At 66.1% G+C, this 19,780-nt stretch carries 16 protein-coding genes and 1 pseudogene; 11 read left to right on the top strand and 6 right to left on the bottom strand.

Annotated features, from left to right (window positions below; genetic code table 11):
- Positions 1-92 precede the first annotated feature (92 nt).
- A complete protein-coding gene (locus tag E0L17_RS10590) occupies positions 93-1,379 on the bottom strand; it encodes an L-cysteine desulfidase family protein (protein WP_167931192.1) in 1,287 nt (428 codons plus the stop codon).
- A 281-nt stretch (positions 1,380-1,660) separates the two neighbouring features.
- Here E0L17_RS10590 and E0L17_RS10585 point away from each other — a divergent pair, with 281 nt between their 5' ends.
- The 5 genes from E0L17_RS10585 (at position 1,661) to E0L17_RS10565 (ending at position 7,512) form a co-directional block, all read left to right on the top strand.
- Positions 1,661-2,596: a transporter substrate-binding domain-containing protein gene (locus E0L17_RS10585; protein WP_167931191.1), complete on the top strand. Its 936-nt coding sequence runs from the start codon at positions 1,661-1,663 to the stop codon at positions 2,594-2,596.
- Positions 2,597-2,698: 102 nt separating this feature from the next.
- A complete protein-coding gene (locus E0L17_RS10580; protein WP_167931190.1) occupies positions 2,699-3,907 on the top strand; it encodes an amino acid ABC transporter permease in 1,209 nt (402 codons plus the stop codon).
- A 66-nt stretch (positions 3,908-3,973) separates the two neighbouring features.
- Entirely contained in the window at positions 3,974-4,702 is a 729-nt protein-coding gene (locus E0L17_RS10575) for an amino acid ABC transporter ATP-binding protein (RefSeq protein WP_167931193.1), read from the top strand.
- Between the two features lie 87 nt (positions 4,703-4,789).
- Positions 4,790-5,533 carry an REP-associated tyrosine transposase gene (locus tag E0L17_RS10570; protein WP_167931189.1) on the top strand — a complete coding sequence of 248 codons (744 nt, stop codon included), beginning with the start codon at positions 4,790-4,792 and terminating at the stop codon, positions 5,531-5,533.
- 41 nt (positions 5,534-5,574) lie between these two features.
- Complete coding sequence (locus tag E0L17_RS10565; RefSeq protein WP_167931188.1) at positions 5,575-7,512, top strand: NAD(+) synthase; 1,938 nt, start codon at positions 5,575-5,577, stop codon at positions 7,510-7,512.
- 89 nt (positions 7,513-7,601) lie between these two features.
- On the opposite strand, the gene E0L17_RS10560 is transcribed toward E0L17_RS10565, so the two are convergent.
- Positions 7,602-8,177, bottom strand: coding sequence for a hypothetical protein (locus tag E0L17_RS10560; RefSeq protein ID WP_167931187.1), 576 nt, complete (start codon positions 8,175-8,177; stop codon positions 7,602-7,604).
- Between the two features lie 75 nt (positions 8,178-8,252).
- Complete coding sequence (locus E0L17_RS10555) at positions 8,253-9,281, bottom strand: hypothetical protein (RefSeq protein ID WP_167931186.1); 1,029 nt, start codon at positions 9,279-9,281, stop codon at positions 8,253-8,255.
- Between the two features lie 376 nt (positions 9,282-9,657).
- Between E0L17_RS10555 and groES the strand changes: the two genes are divergently transcribed.
- The 3 genes and pseudogenes from groES to E0L17_RS11320 all read left to right on the top strand — a co-directional run.
- Positions 9,658-9,948 carry a co-chaperone GroES gene (groES, locus tag E0L17_RS10550; protein WP_075278909.1) on the top strand — a complete coding sequence of 97 codons (291 nt, stop codon included), beginning with the start codon at positions 9,658-9,660 and terminating at the stop codon, positions 9,946-9,948.
- A gap of 63 nt (positions 9,949-10,011) precedes the next feature.
- Positions 10,012-11,649: a chaperonin GroEL gene (gene groL, locus E0L17_RS10545; protein ID WP_075278908.1), complete on the top strand. Its 1,638-nt coding sequence runs from the start codon at positions 10,012-10,014 to the stop codon at positions 11,647-11,649.
- A gap of 213 nt (positions 11,650-11,862) precedes the next feature.
- A pseudogene (locus E0L17_RS11320) lies at positions 11,863-12,480 on the top strand (DUF1016 N-terminal domain-containing protein); the annotation flags it as partial.
- Positions 12,481-12,521: 41 nt separating this feature from the next.
- On the opposite strand, the gene E0L17_RS11170 reads toward E0L17_RS11320, so the two are convergent.
- A complete protein-coding gene (locus E0L17_RS11170; RefSeq protein WP_286163459.1) occupies positions 12,522-13,403 on the bottom strand; it encodes a damage-control phosphatase ARMT1 family protein in 882 nt (293 codons plus the stop codon).
- 169 nt (positions 13,404-13,572) lie between these two features.
- Here E0L17_RS11170 and E0L17_RS10535 point away from each other — a divergent pair, with 169 nt between their 5' ends.
- The 3 genes from E0L17_RS10535 (at position 13,573) to E0L17_RS10525 (ending at position 17,020) form a co-directional block, all read left to right on the top strand.
- On the top strand, positions 13,573-14,109 hold the full coding sequence (locus E0L17_RS10535; protein ID WP_167931184.1) for a helix-turn-helix domain-containing protein: 537 nt from the start codon (positions 13,573-13,575) through the stop codon (positions 14,107-14,109).
- A 21-nt stretch (positions 14,110-14,130) separates the two neighbouring features.
- Complete coding sequence (locus tag E0L17_RS10530; protein WP_167931183.1) at positions 14,131-15,501, top strand: nucleotidyltransferase domain-containing protein; 1,371 nt, start codon at positions 14,131-14,133, stop codon at positions 15,499-15,501.
- A 253-nt stretch (positions 15,502-15,754) separates the two neighbouring features.
- The gene (locus tag E0L17_RS10525) at positions 15,755-17,020 is read left to right on the top strand and encodes an IS256 family transposase (RefSeq protein ID WP_167931182.1); all 1,266 of its coding nucleotides are present in this window, start codon (positions 15,755-15,757) and stop codon (positions 17,018-17,020) included.
- Between the two features lie 263 nt (positions 17,021-17,283).
- On the opposite strand, the gene gltA is transcribed toward E0L17_RS10525, so the two are convergent.
- Both gltA and E0L17_RS10515 read right to left on the bottom strand, forming a co-directional pair.
- Complete coding sequence (gltA, locus tag E0L17_RS10520; RefSeq protein ID WP_167931181.1) at positions 17,284-18,684, bottom strand: NADPH-dependent glutamate synthase; 1,401 nt, start codon at positions 18,682-18,684, stop codon at positions 17,284-17,286.
- Positions 18,672-19,514 (bottom strand): sulfide/dihydroorotate dehydrogenase-like FAD/NAD-binding protein, encoded by an 843-nt coding sequence (locus tag E0L17_RS10515; RefSeq protein WP_167931180.1) that lies wholly within the window; start codon positions 19,512-19,514, stop codon positions 18,672-18,674. Before E0L17_RS10515 ends, gltA begins: the two co-directional genes overlap by 13 nt.
- Positions 19,515-19,780 lie beyond the last annotated feature (266 nt).

Below are 19,780 nucleotides of genomic sequence, written 5' to 3'. Positions count from 1 at the left end.
CTCAAACCAAGTCACGCGTAACTCGCGATTTCCGAAAATCCGAGAGCGCGCGTTCCCTAAACCGTGCAAAAGTGCCTGTCCCTTTTGCACGCCTAGCACGAGCCGGACCCGCACATGAGCTCGATGATTGTGCGGTCGGTCTCGCGCATGCCTTGCGCCGCGAGCACGCCCACGTTGCGGATCGTGTTCTCCACGCCCTTGACCACGATGCCGTCGCCGCCGTAGAACTGCTTGCCTTGGCTCTGCATCTGCATGCCCAGCAGGCCGGCCTCCACCGCGCTCGCGATCTTGGCCGCGCAGCTCGCCTTGGCACCGTCGCAGACCATGCCGGAGTCGATGGCGATGGCGTTGACCACGGTGTGGGAGATCTCGTGCGCGCGTCCGCCGTAGAGGTAGGTGATGCCGGCCGCCGCGCCCGCGCCGGCGCTCGTGGCGCCGCAGTAGGCGGAGAGCCGGCCGATGCCGGTCTTGAGGTGGATGGTCACGAGGTTGGACACCACGAGCGCGCGAAGCAGCTCCTCGTGGGAGACGCCCAGCTCCTGTGCGTAGACGATCACGGGGACGCTCGCCGTGAGGCCCTGGTTGCCGCTGCCGGAGTTGATGACCACGGGCAGCTCGCAGCCGCCCATGCGGGCGTCGGAGCCGGCGGCCGCCCACGCCTTGGCGCGGTTGGCCACGCCGTCGCCGTAGGCGGAGAGCAGCACGCTGCCGATGTTGGCGCCCCACTCGCTTTCTAGCCCCTCGCGAGCGATGGCCATGTTGCAGGCAATCTGGCGGCCGAGCAGCTGCTTGACGTCGTCCAGCTCCACCGCGCCGGCAAACTCGACGATCTTCTCGATGGAGAGGCAGCTGCGGTCCGTCCCGGCGTCCTTCTCGCCCGCGGCCTCCTCGAAGGGCTCGCTGAGAAGAACCTCGCCGTCGCGCTCCACGCGGATGACGTTGGTGTGCGAGCCGGCAATCTCGCAGAACGCCTCGTGGCCGTCGCCCGAGACGCGCGCCTGGATGTCGAAGATCCACGGGCGCTCGCTCGGCGCCACGGTGACCTCGCGCGTGGCGAGAAAGTCGCGCATCTCGGCGATCTGCTCGCCGGTCACGCCGGCCAGGACCTCGAGCTTGGCCTCCGCGTCTCCCGCGACCACGCCCGCCGCGGCGGCGGCCTCGATGCCGCGAGCTCCGCCCGTGTTGGGCACGACGACGCTCTTCACGTTCTTGATGATGTTGGCGGACGCCGTCACGTCCACGCGCTCCGGAAGGGCGCCGAGCGTCTGGCGCGCGAGCGCGGCGCAGTAGGCTACGGCGATGGGCTCGGTGCAGCCCATCGCGCAGACGAGCTCCTCCTCGAGGATGGCGACGTAGGCGTCGTAGGTCTCCTGGTCCATGGCGTTCCTCCCGTGCAAGGCGTGCAAAGGGGACAGTCACTTTTGCACGCGAACACCGTGCAAAAGTGACTGTCCCCTTTGCACGCCCCCCGCGCGGCTGCCCGTTACGGCGATGTTTCCCAGAAGTCTATCAGCTCGGGGTTCTTCTCGCCTCGCGGTATCCTGCCGACGTGCGCGTAACTTTCTCGCATCGGGTGCGCCCGCTTGCAAGGGGGAGGGGAATGGGTCCCCTCCGGTTGCGTCGCGCGGAAGGGGATTACCACAAAAGGAAGGGAACCACCATGAAGGCCACCCCGCACGTGTACGTATCTGACAGAGTCTCTCGCCGCGACTTCCTCAAGCTCTCGAGCCTCGTGGCGGGCATGGGAGGCGTGATGGTCCTTTCCGGCTGCGGTCCCGCCGCGCAGGACGCCACCACCGATGAAGCAGACGCGGCCGATGACGCCGCCGACACCGCCGAGGCGACCCTCGGCGACGGCAAGACCCTCCGCGTTGGCATGGAGGCCGCCTACCCTCCGTACAACTGGCAGGTCCAGGAGGAGTCCGAGTTCACCATCCCCATCGACAACGTCGACGGCGCCTTTGCCGACGGCTATGACGTCCAGGCCGCCAAGATCATCGCCGAGGGCCTGGGCATGGACGCCGTCGCGGTGAAGCTCTCCTTCGACGGCCTGATCGACGCCCTCAACAACGGGCAGATCGACATCGTCTGCGCCGGCATGTCCGTCACGCCCGAGCGCGAGGACTCCGCGTCCTTCTCTGACTCCTACATTGACGACGACATCGTCATGATCACCAAGTCCGACTCCCAGTGGGCCGGCGCCAAGACCTTCGCCGACCTGGCGGACGCGGCCATCATGGGCCAGGCCGCCACGATGTACGACGACGTCATCGAGCAGATCGTCGAGGCCGAGCCGAGCGTCACGCACCTCACGCCCGCCGAGACCGTCCCCATGGTCGTCGAGAACCTCAACAGCGGCGCCGCGGACATCATCACCTACTCGATGCTCTCCGTGCCCAAGCTGCTGGAGACCCACCCCGAGTTCGTCGAGCTCGAGATGGACGAGAAGTTCGAGGGCTCCCTCATGCCCGACAACGCCGCCATCGCCAAGGGCCAGGACGCCGCGCTCGAGAAGATCAACGAGATCATCGCCGGCATCCCCGAGGACGAGCGCCAGGAGATGTGGAACGCCTGCATGGATCGCCAGCCGGCGTAGCGTGCAAAAGGGACAGGCACTTTTGCACATCGCGTAAGATAGGGGCGCGCGCCGCGAGATTCGGCGCGCGCCCGCACGCATGAAATGCGAAGGAGAAGAAAGATGAGCTCCGCCCCCTCCGGAGAGCAGACGGCGAGAAGGCCGCGTGGTCGTGTGGCGTCCTTCTTCCTTGACGATCACCGCTACGTCCTTCTCGGCACGAGCGCCGTGGCGCTTGTTGGCATGCTGCTCTCGAGCTCCCCGCGCCCGCCGATGAGCTTCCTCGCGCAGGCGTTCACCGTCGAGCTGGTGATGTACTACGTGCTCGCCGCCTGGCTCGTCGTGAGCGCCGTCGCGCTCGTGTTCAAGCTCACGCACTGGAAGAACTACGCGGAGACCTCGCCGTTCGCGCGCCCGGCCGCCCGTCGCGCGCTGCGCTACGCGTCATACGTCATCTGGGCGATGGCGCTCGTGCTCGTCGTCGACCGCCTGGTCATGGGCTTTGCCTCCGCCTGGGCGGTCGCCACCGCCACGCCCGACCGTCCGGCGGACGACTTCCTCCAGAACATCATCTGGATGTTCTGGGTGAGCCGCAGCACTTATGCCACCGGCATCGGCACCACGATCGCGCTCGCCGTCTTTGGCACCGTCATCGCTTTCTTCCTGGCTCTGCTGCTCGTCTTCTGCCGCATCCAGGCGGTCGACCGGCCCGACAACGACTTCGTCCGCTTCTGGAAGGTCGTGGGCGCCGGCTTTGCCAAGGTCTACTCCACCGTGGTGCGCGGCACGCCGATGATGGTCCAGGCGATGATCGTCTACTACGGCATCCTGGGCATCATTCGCGCGACGGGCGACTTCAGCGGGGCGGAGCTCAACCAGATCTGGTCCCCCTTCAACGCGGGCCTGGTGACCGTGTCGCTCAACTCCACCGCCTACATGATGGAGGTCCTGCGCGGCGGCATCGCGGCCGTGGACAAGGGGCAGATGGAGGCCGCGCGCTCGCTCGGCCTCTCCCAGTGGCAGGCGATGCTCAAGGTGGTCTTCCCCCAGGGCATCAAGAACTCCATCCCCGGCCTCTCCAACGAGCTCGTCATCAACATCAAGGACTCGTCGGTCCTCTCGATCATCAGCGTCTTTGACCTGACCTTCGCGGCGCGCACCATCGGAGGAAACTACTACGAGTACTTCCCAGCGTTCCTGATCGCCGCGGCCATCTACCTCGTGCTCACGATGGTGGCAACCTGGCTGCTCGGCCGCTTTGCGCGTCGTTTCAACGTGAAGACCGAGGCCGTGGGCAGCACGTCCGACACGCCCGTGAAGGTGGAGGGGTAAGCAATGAGCGAGAAGAACGTGCGTGCCGCTGGCGCCACCGGAACCGGCTCAGCCGTCAGCGAGCCGATGGTCCGCATCGAGGGCCTGCGCAAGAGCTTCGGCGACCTCGAGGTCCTGCGTGACATCAACCTCGACGTCATGCCCGGCCAAGTGGTCACGATCATCGGCGCCTCTGGCTCTGGCAAGTCGACGCTTCTGCGCTGCATCAACCTGCTCGAGACGCCCGACGCCGGGCACGTCTGGTTCCACGGCGCCGACCTCGCGGCCGAGCACGTGGACGTGAACCGCCTGCGCGAGAAGATCGGCATGGTCTTCCAGGGCTTCAACCTGTTCAACAACATGAACGTGCTCGACAACTGCACCCTCGCGCCCGTGACCCTCAAGAAGATGGGCAAGGCCGAGGCGCAGGAGGTCGCGATGCGCCACCTCGAGTCGGTGGGCCTCGCTGACTTTGCGCGTGCGGACGTCAACAACCTCTCCGGCGGCCAGAAGCAGCGCGTCGCCATCGCGCGCGCCCTCTGCATGCAGCCCGACCTCATGCTCTTCGACGAGCCCACCTCGGCGCTCGATCCGGAGATCGTGGGCGAGGTCCTCGAGGTCATGCGTCGCCTCGCCGCCGATGGCATGACGATGGTCGTGGTCACGCACGAGATGGCCTTTGCCAAGAACGTCTCCGACGAGGTCGTCTTCATGGACAAGGGCGTCATTGCCGAGAAGGGCGCGCCCTCTAAGCTCTTCTCGTCTCCCGAGCATCCGCGCACCCGCGAGTTCCTCGCCCGCTACCTCGAGGGGTAGCGTGCAAAAGGGACAGGCACTTTTGCACGCTTCCCAGAGGGCTGAAGGGGTATAACATCTCTCATCAACAAGGTGAGGGGAGGAGCTATGCCCAGATTGCCAAGACGTGTTGCAGAATCTGGCTTTTACCACGTAGTTCTCTACGCAAACGGTCGGCAGAACCTCTTTGAGGACGACGCCGACCGTTTGGCGTTTCTTGACATGTTCGTGGCAGCTGCGCGCAAGCATCGCGTCAGCATCCTGGCATGGTGTCTCATGGCAAACCACGTCCATCTGCTGCTCGAAGATCCAGGTGATTGCCTCAGCGAGCTGATGCGCTCCCTTGCCACGCGCTACGCCCAGCGCTTCAACAGGCGAGGGGGTCACGTGGGGCACGTGTTCCAGGGGCGGTTCTACAGCAGCCCCATCGAGGGCGAGTCCTATCTTCTTGAGGCCATGCGCTATATCCACAACAACCCGGCGAAGGCCGGCGTGTGCGCGACGGAGGACTATCCGTGGAGCAGCTACCATGAGTACGTCGGTGTTCCCGAGTACGCCGACACCGGGCTGCTGCTTGATATGCTCGGCAGCCGCGAGGCGTTCGTCAGGTTCTCGAGCTCTTCAGAGCGCGTTCGCTACCGTCCGCCGGCGCGGCCAAGGCTCGCTGACGCAGCGGCGGAGGAGGTTGCGCGCGAGGTTTTGGGACCGCTGACGGCATCGGAGCTTAAGAGCCAGGAGAAGGCTCGGCGCAATGCGCTACTCTGTGAGTTGCGGGAGGCGGGGTTGTCCGTGAGGCAGATCGAGAGGCTCACGGGCATTGGCCGCGGCACCATCACGAGGGCAACGACGTAGCGTGCAAAAGTGACTGTCCCTTTTGCACGGAGGAGGTTGGGATGAGGGACGGGTTCGTCAAGGTCGCGGCGGTGACGCCGGAGGTTCGCGTCGCGGATGTGGCCTTCAACGTGGAGGCCTGCGTGGCTGCGGCGCGCGAGGCTGCCGCCCAGGACGGCGCCGCCGTCATCGTGCTGCCCGAGCTCGCGCTCACGGGTTACACCTGCGAGGACCTCTTCTGGCAGGATGCCCTCGTCCGCGCCGCGGACGCCGGTCTCGCCGACTTTGCCGCGGCTACGGCGGATCTCGACGCCCTTCTGCTCGTGGGCGTGCCCGTGCGCGCCAACGGCAAGCTCTACAACTGCGCGGCGGTCGTCTCGCGCGGCATGGTCCTCGGCGTCGTCCCCAAGACCCACATCCCCACCTACAACGAGTTCTACGAGGGCCGTCACTTCGTTCCCGGCCCGGCAGACCCCGTCACTGTTTCCGTGGGTGGCGAGAAGGACGTGCTCTTTGGCACCAACCTGCTCTTCTCGTGCCTGGAGCTCCCCGAGCTTGTGGTGGCTGCCGAGATCTGCGAGGACCTTTGGGTGGCCGCGCCGCCCTCGATCGCGCACGCCCAGGCCGGCGCCACGCTGATCTGCAACCTCAGCGCCTCCAACGCCGTCGTCGGCAAGGCGGACTACCGCCGCGCCCTCGTCTGCGGCCAGAGCGCGCGCCTCGTCTGCGGCTACGTCTACGCGAGCGCCGGCACCGGCGAGTCCACGCAGGACCTCGTCTTCTCCGGGCACGACCTCGTGGCCGAGAACGGCCGCCTGCTCGCGGAGGGCAAGCCCTTCGACGACGGCCGTGCGGTCTCCGAGGTGGACGTCCGCTTCCTCGCGGCCGAGCGCACGCGCATGTCCACCTTCGAGTGCGCGGCCGCGGCCGAGGAGTACGGCTACGTGACCGTGCCCTTCTCGCTGGGCGCCGCCGCTGCCCGCGAGACCCCACTCACGCGCTGGGTGGACCCGCACCCCTTCGTGCCGTCAGATGCCGCCCGTCGCGCCGAGCGCTGCGAGGACGTCTTTACCATCCAGGCGCACGGCCTCGCCAAGCGCCTCGCGCACACGCATTCGCGCCGCGCGGTGATCGGCCTCTCGGGCGGCCTGGACTCCACGCTCGCCCTGCTCGTGACCGTACGCGCCTTCGACCTGCTGGGACTTCCGCGCGACGGCGTCATCGCGGTGACCATGCCCGGCTTCGGCACCACGGACCGCACCTACAACAACGCCTGCGAGCTCGCCCGCACCGTGGGTGCCGAGCTGCGCGAGATCGGCATCGCCGCCTCCGTGCGCCAGCACTTCTCTGACATCGGGCACGACGAGTCCGTCCACGACGTCACCTACGAGAACGCCCAGGCCCGCGAGCGCACGCAGATCCTCATGGACGTGGCCAACCAGGAGGGTGGCCTCGTCATCGGTACCGGCGACCTCTCCGAGCTTGCCCTCGGCTGGGCCACCTACAACGGTGACCACATGTCCATGTATGCCGTCAACGCGAGCGTGCCCAAGACGCTGGTGCGCCACCTCGTGCGCTACGTGGCGGACACCTGCGGAGACGCCGCCGAGTCCGAGGTCCTTCTCGACGTTCTGGACACGCCGGTCTCGCCGGAGCTTTTGCCCGCCACGGGTGACGGCAAGATCGCGCAGAAGACGGAGGACCTCGTGGGCCCCTACGAGCTCCATGACTTCTTCCTCTACGAGGTCCTGCGCCGCGGGACCAACCCGTCCAAGGTCTACCGCCTCGCCCGCTACGCCCTGGGCGAGAAGTACGACGACGCAACGATCCTCTCCTGGCTCAAGGTCTTCTACCGCCGCTACTTTGCGCAGCACTTCAAGCGCAGCTGCCTGCCGGACGGCCCCAAGGTGGGCTCGGCGGCCGTGAGCCCGCGCGGCGACCTGCGCATGCCGTCCGACGCCTGCTCCGCGCTCTGGCTCGCCGAGCTCGAGAGCCTGTAGCGCGCGAGGGGGCCGTGCAAAGGGGACAGTCACTTTTGCACGCGAACACCGTGCAAAAGTGACTGTCCCCTTTGCACGGCCCCTTTGGGTCATCGCACGGTGAAGACGTACTCGATGTGGTCGTTGCCCGAGAAGCCCTTCTCGTAGGTCGCGCTGATTGCGTAGCGGCGTCCGGGCTCGACCTCAAACGTGAGGACACCGTCCTCAAAGGTCGAGATGACCTCATCTCCCACCGATTCGGCCGTGTCGATAAGCGTTCGCACGCGCCAGAAGAGGGGTGAGTCAGCTATCGAGCCGTCGGCGAGCTCCTCCTCGTCCCAGCTCCGCGCGTACGCCCAGAGCGGCTCCTCGTCAAAGCACACGGCGATGGTTGACCCTGCCGCTGCCGACACCTGGGCCAGCTCGTCGACGTGCCACTTCTGGGGGTCTATCTGGCGCAGCTCCTCGATGCGCCGCTCGCTGCCGTTCATGAAGCTCCAGGTGTAGTTGCCCAGAGTCAGCGCGACGGCATCGTCCTCACCGGATACCAGGGCCTGCGCCCCAGGGACGTCTGCCTCGGGGCCGTGCGCGTCATTGCGCGGGAGCGTCACGCATGACACAAAGGTGACGGCAAGGATGACCACGATCGCTGCGACTGCGATGCCGCGAGATGTCTTGGGTTTCATACGCGCCTCGATCTCTGCCAAAAATACCGTGCAAAAGTGACTGTCCCCTTTGCACGGCCCCCTTGCGCGCCGGGTCTATCGGACGGTGAAGGCGTAGGTGGCGTGGCCGGCGTCGAAGGTGGCGAAAAAAGCGTAGCGATACCCCGGCTCGACGATGAACGTGCCGCCCTCCACCTCGACCGGCTCACCCTCGACATCAAGCGCGCCCTCGCTCCAGCGTGAGACCACAAGCCCCGTCATCTTCACGTCAAAGCTCACGGTGACCTCGGTGGGGCCGTCGACGCGCGCGTCGGGCAGATCGGCCGCCTCCAGCTGGGTGGGGTGCGGGGCGTCCACGGTCACGGTCTGCTCCTCGCCGTTCTCCTCATAGGTCCAGGTGTAACCGCAGGTCGTGGGCATGAGCGAGACTGCCGCAAGCTCGGTCGTGTACTCGACGGACGCGTACGGCGGCTCGGACGGGTCCTTGGGCTGCCAGATCTGCGCCACCAGCTCGTCGTACTTCTCGGCGTCCGCGGGCGTTCCCTCCTCGATCACCTCAACGTCCGTGATTCCCGGGTACTGAGCGGGGTAGCTCTCCAGCATGATGCCGTTGCCGGTCACGCGCACGATGTTGCCAGCCGCGAGCTCGGGCGCGTCTGATGGCAGGTTGGTGGGGTAGTAGGGGGTCCCGGTCTCCTGGTCCACGAAGAGGACCTCCCCGTCGCCAAACGTGACGACCATCGCGGTGCTCACGAACTCGTCCATTTTGGCCTCCCCGCCTTCGACGGCCTTGACGTCAAAGAGATATCCCGCGTCGCCGCCCTCGAACCAGGCGCCCACGTAGTAGCGCCAGCCGGGCTCGACGCCAAAGGTCGCGGTGCCGTCCTCGAGCGAGCATCCGACGCCCTCGAGGCTCCCGTCTTCGGCGTAGCGCACGACCTCGACCTCGGTCGCGGGCTGCGAGAAGGACGCACGCACCTCGACTGCCCCCGAGACCTCGAGGTCGGGCACGTCGTCATCGTCGAGCTCCGCCGGGGCCACGGGGTCCGCGGCAGTACCGTCCCAGGTGTAGCCGTGAAGCAGAAGCCCCATGTTCACGACGGCGCCCTCGGTCTCGTAGCGCACGGTGCCTGCGGGCGGCTCGCTCTTTGAGCAGCCGACCATCACCGAGGCGCATGCAAGGACGCATGCGCAGACGAGAAGGACGTGGGGGAGGCGGCGTGAAAATCGAGCGGAACGACTCGTCATGGGTCTGCCCTCCGTGGCTCGGTGTCGTAAGGTCATCATACCCATTTGGCCGCTTACGCCGCGTGACCACGCCCTTCTCGCCGTGCGCGCTGACGCCTCAGAAAATCTAAGTGCGAGTTGGAAGATTTTTTTACGCGAGGTGGTATAAGTCCGCGCGGCTGGGTATTATTCTGAACGTTGGACAGGGCGGTGCACGACGTCACCCGCACCGCAGAAGCACGCCCGCTCGGGCGCAAGAAGGAGGTTCCTTACTATGACTCTCAAGCCGCTTGGTGACCGCGTTCTCGTGAAGCCCGCCCCCAAGGAGGAGAAGACCTCTACCGGCCTCTACATCTCCAGCGGCGCGCAGGAGAAGCCGCAGCGCGGGCAGGTCGTCGCCGTGGGCGCCGGCAAGATGAACGACAAGGGCGAGCGCATCGCCATCGACGTCAAAGTCGGCGACGAGGTCTACTACGGCAAGTTCGGCGGCAACGAGGTGAAGATCGACGGCGAGGACTTCCTGCTCCTGCGCGCCGACGACATCTACGCCGTCATCGAGGACTAGAAACCGTGCAAAAGCGTGCAAAAGTGACTGTCACTTTTGCACTTTCGGAAAGGATCAGAAGAAATGGCTAAGGACATTCTTTTCGGCACCGACGCTCGTGCCAAGCTCGCCAAGGGCGTGAACACCCTCGCTGACGCCGTGACCACCACCATGGGTCCCAAGGGCCGCTACGTGGCCCTGCAGCGCTCCTACGGCGCCCCCACCATCACCAACGACGGCGTCTCCGTGGCCAAGGAGATCGAGCTCAAGGACCCCATCGAGAACATGGGCGCGCAGCTCGTGAAGGAGGTCGCCACCAAGACCAACGACGCCGTGGGTGACGGCACCACCACCGCCACGCTCCTCGCCCAGGTCATCGTCAACGAGGGCCTGCGCAACGTGGCCGCCGGCGCCAACCCGATCGCCATCCGCCGCGGCGTCGACAAGGCCGTGAACGCCGTCGTCGACCAGATGCGCAGCACCGCGCAGGAGGTCTCCACCAAGAAGCAGATTGCCTCCGTCGGCACCATCTCCGCCTCCGACCCCGAGATCGGCGCCAAGATCTCTGACGCCATGGAGGTCGTGGGCAAGGACGGCGTCATCACCGTCGAGGAGTCCCAGACCTTCGGCATCGACATCGACACCGTCGAGGGCATGCAGTTCGACAAGGGCTACATCTCCCCGTACTTCTCCACCAACAACGAGACCATGACGGCCGAGCTCGACTCCCCGTACATCCTCATGACCGACCAGAAGGTCTCCAACATCCAGGACATCCTGCCGATCCTCGAGGCCGTCCAGAAGCAGGGCGCGCCGCTGCTCATCATCGCCGAGGACGTCGACGGCGAGGCCCTGGCCACGCTGATCCTCAACAAGCTCCGCGGCGTCCTCAACGTCTGCGCCGTCAAGGCCCCCGGCTACGGCGACCGCCGCAAGCGCATGCTCGAGGACATCGCCATCCTGACCGGCGGCCAGGTCGCCATGAAGGAGCTCGGCGTCCAGCTCACCGACGTCACCGCCGAGATGCTCGGCCGCGCCAAGTCCGTCAAGATCTCCAAGGACGACACCACCATCGTCGGCGGCGCCGGCTCCAAGGAGGCCATCGACGAGCGCATCGCCCAGATCAAGGCCGAGTACGACGTAACCACCTCCGACTTCGACAAGGAGAAGCTCCAGGAGCGTCTCGCCAAGCTCGCCGGCGGCGTTGCCGTCATCAAGGTCGGCGCTGCCACCGAGGTCGAGCTCAAGGAGATCAAGCACCGCATCGAGGACGCCCTGCAGGCGACCCGCGCGGCCGTTGAGGAGGGCATCGTCGCCGGCGGCGGCGTGGCGTTCCTCGAGGCCTCCAAGGTCCTCGATACCGTCGAGACCGTCGACTCCGACGAGAAGATCGGCGTGGAGATCGTCCGCAAGGCCCTCGAGGCGCCCGTGAAGACCATCGCCAACAACGCTGGCTTCGAGGGCTCCGTCGTGGCCGAGAAGATCAAGGGCCTGCCCGCTGGCCAGGGCCTCGACTCCGCCACCGGCGAGTACGGCGACATGATCGAGATGGGCGTGCTCGACCCGGTCAAGGTCTGCCGCGTCACGCTGCAGAACGCCGCCTCCGTGGCGTCGCTCATCCTCATCACCGAGGCCACCGTCTCCGACGAGCCCAAGAACACCACCATTGAGGAGGCCATCTCCGCGGCGGCTGCCCAGGGCGGCCAGGGCGGAATGTACTAGGCTCAAGGCCTAACACGCGCTTGACGGCGCCCCGACCTTCCTTCGAGAAGTGCGCTTCGCGGAACTTCTCTACGGAAGGTCGGGGCGCCTTCTCGTTTTCAGACCTTGAAGGTCCTCGACCCCTAGGGCGTTTGGTTGTGAGGCGGGCGGTAATTGTTGTCCGGTCGGTGAGGTAGTCTCTTCGCACGGGGATGCCGGGAGCGAGGGGGCGCTATGGACGAGCTGCTGTGCAACGATGCGGGGTATGCGGAGGTTCTGGAGGGGGTCAAGCGGGAGGTCTCGCAGGCCCGCGCGCGGTCGGTGCTTGCGGTAAACCGCGAGCTCATCTGCATGTACTGGCGTATCGGGCGCATGGTTGACGAGCGCTCCGAGTGGGGCAGCCGCTTCGTCGAGTCATTGTCGCACGACATTCGGGTGGCGTATCCCGGCATCAAGGGCTTCTCGGTCCGCAACCTCAAGTACATGCGGAAGTTCTATCGAGAGTATGACTATGAATTTGTGCAGCAGCTTGTTGCACAAATTCCGTGGGGACACATTACACACCTACTCGATAAGGTGCCTGATAGGGCAATTCGCGACTGGTATGTCCATAAGACGATTGAGCATGGCTGGAGCAGGGCGGTGCTCATGCACCAGATTTCAATCAGGCTGTACGAGCGGCAGGTGTCTGCGGGGAAGACAGCCAATTTCAATCGGACGCTGCCGCCTGCGGAGAGCGAGCTCGTCGAGCAGGCCTTCAAGGACCCCTACATCTTCGACTTTGTAACGGCGGAGCAGAGCGCGGCCGAGAAGGACGTCGAGGACGAGATGGTCCGCAACGTGACGAGCCTCCTACTCGAGCTGGGGACCGGCTTCGGCTTTATGGGGCGGCGCTATCCCCGCTTGCAGACGAAGGACATGAGGGGCGTGCCCACAAGGTCCGCCACGAGGGGGCACTTGGTCATGAGGAGGAAGAAGACGTCCTCGCGCCCGCAGCCGTCGACGAGCACCTCGAAGTTGCCCATGCCCTTGCTGATGACGAGGTCCGCGTCAAAGAACGCCCGCCTAAACTCCTCCGTGCTGGCAGAGAGTACGGTCGTGGGGGTTGCCACGCCGCTGGAGAGCACCCGGGCGACGTCCGCCATTCCCACCTGCTCGGCATCGTCGAGCGTGACGTCGTTGATGGCAGGGCCGCCGCGCACGCCGTAGGTCACCTGGACGCTGGGATTCTCGCGCAGGATCTGCTCGATTAGGAGCTTGTCTAGGACAATCTCGCCGCAGTTGTCGGCAAGGTACATGATGGAACGGGCGCGGCGCACCGCGTCGAGAAGAACCTCGGAGTCGTCAATCGCAAACGCGATCTCGGGGACGCGGTCAATCAGCGACGTCACGTCCTCGCGCGTGAAGGTGTTCTTGCCTCCAAAGTCGACGAGGTTCCCGGCCACGGCGTAGCGCAGCGCAAGCTGGAAGGGCCCGTCGGCGGCCAGGATCCGATCGGAGCAGTCCTTCTCGCGGTCCAGCAGCAGCTGGTTGTACTCGCGCTTGATGTCATGATAGGGGTCGTCGGTCCCCAGAAGCGGCGTCACGCGGGAGAGGAGCTCGCCCATGCGGTCCGGGCGGATGCGCCCGCCGCCCGATCCCGCGAGGACCTCGTCCTTGATGGCGAGCATTCGCTCGAGTGTGGCGTCGTCGAGCTCGCAGAGCACGGCAAGCTCGCGCATCTGCTTCTCGTAGCACTCCCGGCAGTCAGACGTCTTGGTGGCGGATGCGCACATGTTCCCTCCCGTCGCCGCTTCTGCCTAGACGATAGCACGCCGGCGCAACCAGCGGTTGTCCTTGCTGGTAAACGGGTAGAATCGTAAGTCGATGGATGGTTGGTGGAACTCAACCGAGGGGGATGGCACAGTGGGAGCCGCACGCAGGAACCCGAGGAAAGGACCGACCATGGACGAGAAGGACGAGACGCTGGGACGTCGCATCGCGCGGCTGCGCCTGGAGTATGGCATGACGCAGGAGCGCCTTGCCATGAAGATGGGCGTGACGGCGCAGGCGGTGAGCAAGTGGGAGAACGACCTCAGCGCGCCCGACATCATGCTGCTGCCGGAGCTCGCGCGCACGCTCGGCGTGAGCGTGGACGAGCTGCTGGAGGGTCGCAAGAGCCAGGAGGTCGTGCCGGCGGAGCCCGAGCCCGCGCCGGAGCCGGAGCCCGAGCCGTCGTGCTCAGACGAGTCCAGGCCCAAGAAACTCCACATCCACGTGGACAGCGGCGACGGCGACGTGGTGAACATCAACGTCCCCCTGGGCATGGCGAGCGCCGTGCTCGGCGCCAGCTCCAAGATTCCCGGCGTCGTCAACCTGAACCTCAACGATGCCGACATCGACACGACGCTCATCGCGGAGGCCATCAAGCATGGCGAGAAGGGCACGCTCGTCGAGGTCGACGGCGATGATGGCGACCACGTGACCATCTCGCTGGAGTAGTGCGTCCGGACCTGGGGAGGGATGGCGTTGAACGAGAGGCGCATCACGGGTATCGCACGCCTTGACGAGGCAATCGCACGCATCGCCGGCGCGGCGGTTGCCGATGGCCTCTGCGAGGCGGTTCTCCTCAAGGGCTCGATTGCTCGCGGGGACGCGGATGAGTTCTCCGACATAGACCTCTACCTCGTCGTCTCTCCCCAGAACCGTGACGCCGTGCTGGAGCGGCGCGAGAAGTACCTTGCCGCGTACGGCGACATCGTCTTCATCGAGGACGTCGACTTTGGCCTCCCGCAGAAGCTCGCGATCTTCTCCGACGCCCTTCACGTGGACCTCTACGTGGCCGAGCCCCAGCAGGTCGGCAACCTCGACCCCGTCGTTGCGGTGTATGACCCGGCGGGCCTCTTCGGTGATGTGACGCCCATGCGCGCGGACGTGACGGACGAGGAGCTCTGCCGGCACTTCTCGTCTGCGATCTATTGCCTCGTTGAGGCGAGCTCCGCGTATGCGCGCAAAAACGACGCCTGGGCCGCAAAGATCATGAGCGATGCGGTAGGGGAGCTCTCCGTGCTGGTCCGCAGCCTCTACGACCGGCGCTATGCGTTTCTCGGCCTCAAGAAGATCAACGAGCTGATTCCGGCAGAGGACTGCCAGCTCCTCGAGGACGTCTACGCCTGCCTTGGGCGCGGCGACTTCCCAGGGGCTGCTCAGGCCATCCTCAACGTCCTCGACGCGTTTCTCGCCAACGCGGGCGACGGCCTTGCCGCAAAGCTGGACGCCCGCTTTCTCTCATGGACGAAGGGGAGTCTGGGTACCCTACTCTTTGCTGAGCGCGACAACGTGGTGATCGCAGAGGCACCCATCACGAGCCCGCGCACGTACGAGGAGTTCTGCGCCGAATTCGAGGCGCCGATTGCGGTAGCCTACGCCGAGGTCGACGACACGGCGCCGCGCATCCCCTGGTGGCCCGATCATGAGATCGTGCCTGGCACCAAGTCGCCCGAGGAGTTGCGCGTCTGGCTCGAGGAGCGCCTCGACGTCGAGCGCGAGCCCCTGGAGGAGGTCTCGCAGACCCGCCTTTGGGCCATGCGCTACAACATCGAGGCTAATCTCGGCATCGATGGCTCTGACCTGGACTTCATTGCCTATCGCATCTTGGACACGGAGCGTAATGCGCCCTACCTTGAGGAAGGGAAATGCGTTCGTGTTGGAATCTTCGAGCCGCGCATCCTCATCGAGCTCACGACCGGCTACCTCGAGACCACGAGCAACCGTCTCTTTGACGAGTACGTCGTCGAGCGTGGCGTCAGCGAGAGGGATCTCAGCGAGAAGACCGCGAGCCTCCAGAATTACCTCTTCCACCTTCGCAACCTCGAGGACCTCGGCTGGGAGTAGTCCTGGCCCATCCGCCCGCTATCGTCCTTCCAACCGTTGCAGCCGACACTTATGAGTGCCGGCAAGGAGTGCCGGCCTAGTTGACGGATTATGCCCAGGAGTGTCGGCCTCTTCTCGGCTTCTATCGAGAAGTGCCGGCTCGCATCGCCGATCGCGTCGCGAATTGTGGTGTAAGGGAGGTCTGATATAGGCACGGCCTCCGACCTAGAATCTCTTTCGACCAAGAGAAGGATTCGAGGGGACGGAGACCGCAATGGACACTGTACAGCAAGACGCGTTCGCAATGAAGGAGCTGCTCGACGAGGGCGGCGAGGGTCTGACCGGCCTCGCCCGCGCCCTCCTCGAGGCCGGCGTCAACGAGATGATGGCCGCCCAGGCCGACGCCGCCTGCGAGGCGACCGGCACGACGAGGAACGGCTTCCGCGAGAGGCGGCTCGAGACGCAGGTCGGGACCATCACGCTCAGGATACCGAAGCTGCGCCAGGGCACCTACTTCCCGGAGGGCCTGGTCGAGCGGTGGAGCCGGGTCGACCGCGCCGTGATCTGCGCGGTGGCCGAGATGTACGCGCTCGGCGTCTCGACGCGCAAGGTCGGCAGGGTCCTCGAGAGGATGGGCGCCGACCGGCTCTCCAAGGACGCCGTCTCTCGCATCTGCGCGGCGCTCGACGCCGAGGTGGCGGAGCTCAGGTCGCGCAAGCTGCCGCCCATGCGCTTCCCGTACCTGTGGGTGGACGCCACCTACGTCCCCTGCCGCAGGGGCGGCCACGGCGCCACGGCGGCCGTGGTCACCGCCATCGCCGTCGGCGAGGACGGCGTGCGCCGCGTCGTGGGGCTCGCCTGCGTCGACACCGAGAGCTGCTCCAGCTGGAAGGGGTTCCTGCGCGGCCTGCGCGAGCGGGGCCTCTCCGGCGTGCAGTGCGTGACCTCCGACGCCCACGGCGGCATCGTCCGCGCGGTGCGGGAGCTCTTCCCGGGCGCCGCCTGGCAGAGGCGCGTGGTGCACCTCGAGCGCGACGTCATCGACGCGTGCCCGACGCGCGCGAAGAGGGCGGCCGCCGGGAGGGTGCTCCACGCGGTCTTCGACGAGGGCGACCCGGCGAGGGTCCGGGCCCTCTACCAGGCGGCCTGCGGCGTCATCTCGTCGCTGTCGCCGGACGCGGGGAGGATCATGGAGGGCGCCGAGGCGGACGCCCTGGCCTACCTCGACTTCCCCGAGGCCCATCGCCGCCGCATCAGGACCAACAACGTGCAGGAGCGCACGAACAGGGAGATCAAGCGCCGCACGCGGGTGGTCCAGAGCTTCCCCTCGGAGGAGGCGCTGATCCGCCTGGTGGGCGCGGTCTGCTGCGAGGCCACCGAGGACTGGTCCAGCAGGAGGTACATGGACCCGTCCGCGATCGAGGGTCTCTGGGAGGGGGAGGCGGCGCCGGCGCCCGACCCCACGGACGAGCAGCTGGGGAGGGCGAGGGCGAGGCTCGTGGCGCTCTCCGGACTTGACGAGGGGGCGCTAGCGGCGTAGGTTCAGCTCATCAGAGATTTCCGGGCGGAGGACCCTACACCACTTTTCGCGACACTACCGCATCGCCCGGTTTGCCGACACATATAAGTGCCGGCAAGGAGTGCCGTCCCAAAATGCGGTACGCGCCCTTCGGCGGCCCAAGACGAGAAGAACCTCGGTCTCGGCAGCAAAGGCCCCGCCGATTTCCTAAGCAGGAGTTCCGCGAAGCGCACTCCTGCGTGGAAATCGGCGGGGCCGTCAGTTACGACCAGAGGTTCTTCCCGCTACCCGACGAGCGTCCTCGTGATGCTTGCCGCGGCCGTCTTGCCGGCGCCCATGGCCAGGATGACCGTGGCCGCGCCGGTGACGATGTCGCCGCCGGCCCAGATACGCGGGTCGGAGGTGCGGCCGTCCTCGTCGGCGATGATGTAGCCCCACTTGTTGAGCTTGATGTCGCCGATCATCTTGGCGAACGGGTTGGCGTTGGTGCCGATGGCGGAGATGGCCACGTCACAGGGAATCTCCTCGATGGCGCCCTCGATGGGCACGGGGCGACGGCGCCCGGAGGCGTCGGGCTCGCCGAGCTCCATCTTCTGGACGCGCACCGCGCAGACGGCGCCGTCCTCGCCCTTCACGAACTCAAGCGGCGCGACGAGCGGCATGACCTCGACGCCCTCGGCCTTGGCGTGATGGAGCTCCGCGCGACGGGCGGGCATCTCGGCCTCGGTGCGGCGATAGGCGATGATCGCGCGCTCGGCGCCCAGGCGCTTGGCGGTGCGCACCGCGTCCATGGCGACGTTGCCGCCGCCAAAGACCACGACGTTCTTGCCGTGCTTGGTCGGCGTGTCGTACTCGGGGAACTTGTTCGCCTTCATGAGGTTCACGCGCGTGAGGTACTCGTTGGCGAAGAAGACGTTGGGGAGGTTCTCGCCGGGGACGTTCAGGAACTTGGGCAGGCCAGCGCCCGTGGCGATGTAGATGGCGTCAAAGCCCTCGGCGAAGAGCTCCTCGGCGTCGGTGATGCGGCCGACGACGGAGTTGTACTCAAACTTGACGCCCATCTCCTCCAGGCCGTCGATCTCGCGCTTGACGACGGCCTTGGGCAGACGGAACTCGGGGATGCCGTAGACGAGCACGCCGCCGCCGGTGAAGAAGGCCTCGAAGACGGTGACGTCAAAGCCGTTGCGGGCGAGCTCGCCGGCGCAGGTGATGCCGGACGGGCCGGAGCCCACGACGGCGACCTTCTTGCCGTTCTTGGGGGCCATCTTGGGCTTGGAGGCAAGCTCGGGCTGGTCGCCGAGGAAGCGCTCCAGCTGGCCGATGGCCACGGGGTCGCCCTTCTTGCCGCGGATGCACTTGCCCTCGCACTGGTTCTCCTGCGGGCAGACGCGGCCGCAGATGGCGGGGAGCATCGAGTCCTCGCGGATGATGTCCAGCGCCTCGCCGAACTTCTCCTCGCGGATCTTCTCGATGAACTTGGGGATGTTGATGTTGACGGGGCAGCCGTCAACGCAGAACGGCTTCTTGCAGTCCATGCAGCGCTCGGCCTCGGCCAGCGCCATCTCCTTGGTGAAGCCCTTGTCGACGGGGCGGAAGTCGCACGCGCGCTCGGCTGCTGGCTCCTCGTTGTCCGGCGTGCGCGGGGACTTCATGTCCGGAACAAAGCGACCGTTTACCTGTGGCATGCGCAGTTCGCCTCCTCGTAGGCCTTGAGGGACTGGCCCTCCTCGGTGAGATACGCGGCCTGACGCGCGCGCAGGTCGTTCCAGTCGACCTTGGTGGCGTCAAAGTCGGGGCCGTCGACGCAGGCGAACTTCGTCTGGCCGTCGACCTCGACGCGGCAGCAGCCGCACATGCCGGTGCCGTCGACCATGATCGGGTTGAGCGACGCGGTGATCGGCGTGTTGTACTTCTCGGCCGTGAGGGCGGAGAACTTCATCATAGGCACGGGGCCGACGCAGAAGACCTGGGATACGGCCTTCTCCTGGAGCAGGCGCTCGAGCGGCGCGGTGACCACGCCCTTCTCGCCATAGGAGCCGTCATCGGTGGTGATGTGGATGTGGTCGTCCGGAAGGATCTCGCGGAACTGGTCCTCGAGGAGCAGGAGGTCCTTGGTGCGCGCGCCCATGATGGCGTGGACCTCGTGGCCGGTCTCCACCAGGTGGCGGGCAACCGGGAAGGCGATGGCGAGTCCGACGCCGCCGCCGATGACCGCGCAGGGACCGTCAGCCATCTCGGTGGGCATGCCCAGCGGGCCGGTGACGTCCTTGATGGAGTCGCCAGCCTCGTAGCTCGAGAGCATCTCGGTGGTCTTGCCGATCACCATGAAGATGAACTCGACCCAGCCCTCCTCGGCGTTCCAGCCCGCAAGCGTGAACGGGACGCGCTCGCCCGTCTCGTTGGCGCGCACCATCAGGAACTGGCCGGCGTGTGCGTGCTTGGCCATCCTGGGCGCCTCGATGCGGAACTTGAACACCTTCTCAGAGAACTGCGTCTTTTCGAGGATCTTGTACATTAACCGAACTCCTCTCCTGCATTCCCTCTTGTGTTGAGGCCTCGGTCGAGGCCATTCCAACATCCTCAATTGTACCCCAGCGAGGGCGCATTGCCCGCTAGCGGGAAAGAAGTCCGGTGGGCGGCGAGGCGGAGGCGAGACAAAGGGGACGGGCGAGGCGGAGGGGCGGTGAGACCAAGGGGACGCGAGACAAAGGGGGGGGGGGGAAGGAGGGGGAAGGGGAAGGTGGCCGCCGGGCTGCTTAGGAAAAAAAAACCATTTCCCTC

Source organism: Olsenella sp. SW781 (assembly GCF_012027725.1).
Taxonomy (GTDB): domain Bacteria; phylum Actinomycetota; class Coriobacteriia; order Coriobacteriales; family Atopobiaceae; genus Thermophilibacter.
This window is presented reverse-complemented; position numbering and strand designations above follow the sequence as displayed.

What these genes read in the sequence shown, in the direction of transcription:
- E0L17_RS11170 (WP_286163459.1), bottom strand. Translation starts at nt 13,403, where the DNA reads ATGTGCGCATCCGCCACCAAGACGTCTGACTGCCGGGAGTGCTACGAG.
- groL (WP_075278908.1), top strand. Translation starts at nt 10,012, where the DNA reads ATGGCTAAGGACATTCTTTTCGGCACCGACGCTCGTGCCAAGCTCGCC.
- E0L17_RS10525 (WP_167931182.1), top strand. Translation starts at nt 15,755, where the DNA reads ATGGACACTGTACAGCAAGACGCGTTCGCAATGAAGGAGCTGCTCGAC.
- E0L17_RS10565 (WP_167931188.1), top strand. Translation starts at nt 5,575, where the DNA reads ATGAGGGACGGGTTCGTCAAGGTCGCGGCGGTGACGCCGGAGGTTCGC.
- E0L17_RS10560 (WP_167931187.1), bottom strand. Translation starts at nt 8,177, where the DNA reads ATGAAACCCAAGACATCTCGCGGCATCGCAGTCGCAGCGATCGTGGTC.
- E0L17_RS10530 (WP_167931183.1), top strand. Translation starts at nt 14,131, where the DNA reads ATGGCGTTGAACGAGAGGCGCATCACGGGTATCGCACGCCTTGACGAG.
- E0L17_RS10590 (WP_167931192.1), bottom strand. Translation starts at nt 1,379, where the DNA reads ATGGACCAGGAGACCTACGACGCCTACGTCGCCATCCTCGAGGAGGAG.
- E0L17_RS10535 (WP_167931184.1), top strand. Translation starts at nt 13,573, where the DNA reads ATGGACGAGAAGGACGAGACGCTGGGACGTCGCATCGCGCGGCTGCGC.
- E0L17_RS10575 (WP_167931193.1), top strand. Translation starts at nt 3,974, where the DNA reads ATGGTCCGCATCGAGGGCCTGCGCAAGAGCTTCGGCGACCTCGAGGTC.
- groES (WP_075278909.1), top strand. Translation starts at nt 9,658, where the DNA reads ATGACTCTCAAGCCGCTTGGTGACCGCGTTCTCGTGAAGCCCGCCCCC.
- E0L17_RS10585 (WP_167931191.1), top strand. Translation starts at nt 1,661, where the DNA reads ATGAAGGCCACCCCGCACGTGTACGTATCTGACAGAGTCTCTCGCCGC.
- E0L17_RS10515 (WP_167931180.1), bottom strand. Translation starts at nt 19,514, where the DNA reads ATGTACAAGATCCTCGAAAAGACGCAGTTCTCTGAGAAGGTGTTCAAG.
- E0L17_RS10570 (WP_167931189.1), top strand. Translation starts at nt 4,790, where the DNA reads ATGCCCAGATTGCCAAGACGTGTTGCAGAATCTGGCTTTTACCACGTA.
- gltA (WP_167931181.1), bottom strand. Translation starts at nt 18,684, where the DNA reads ATGCCACAGGTAAACGGTCGCTTTGTTCCGGACATGAAGTCCCCGCGC.
- E0L17_RS10580 (WP_167931190.1), top strand. Translation starts at nt 2,699, where the DNA reads ATGAGCTCCGCCCCCTCCGGAGAGCAGACGGCGAGAAGGCCGCGTGGT.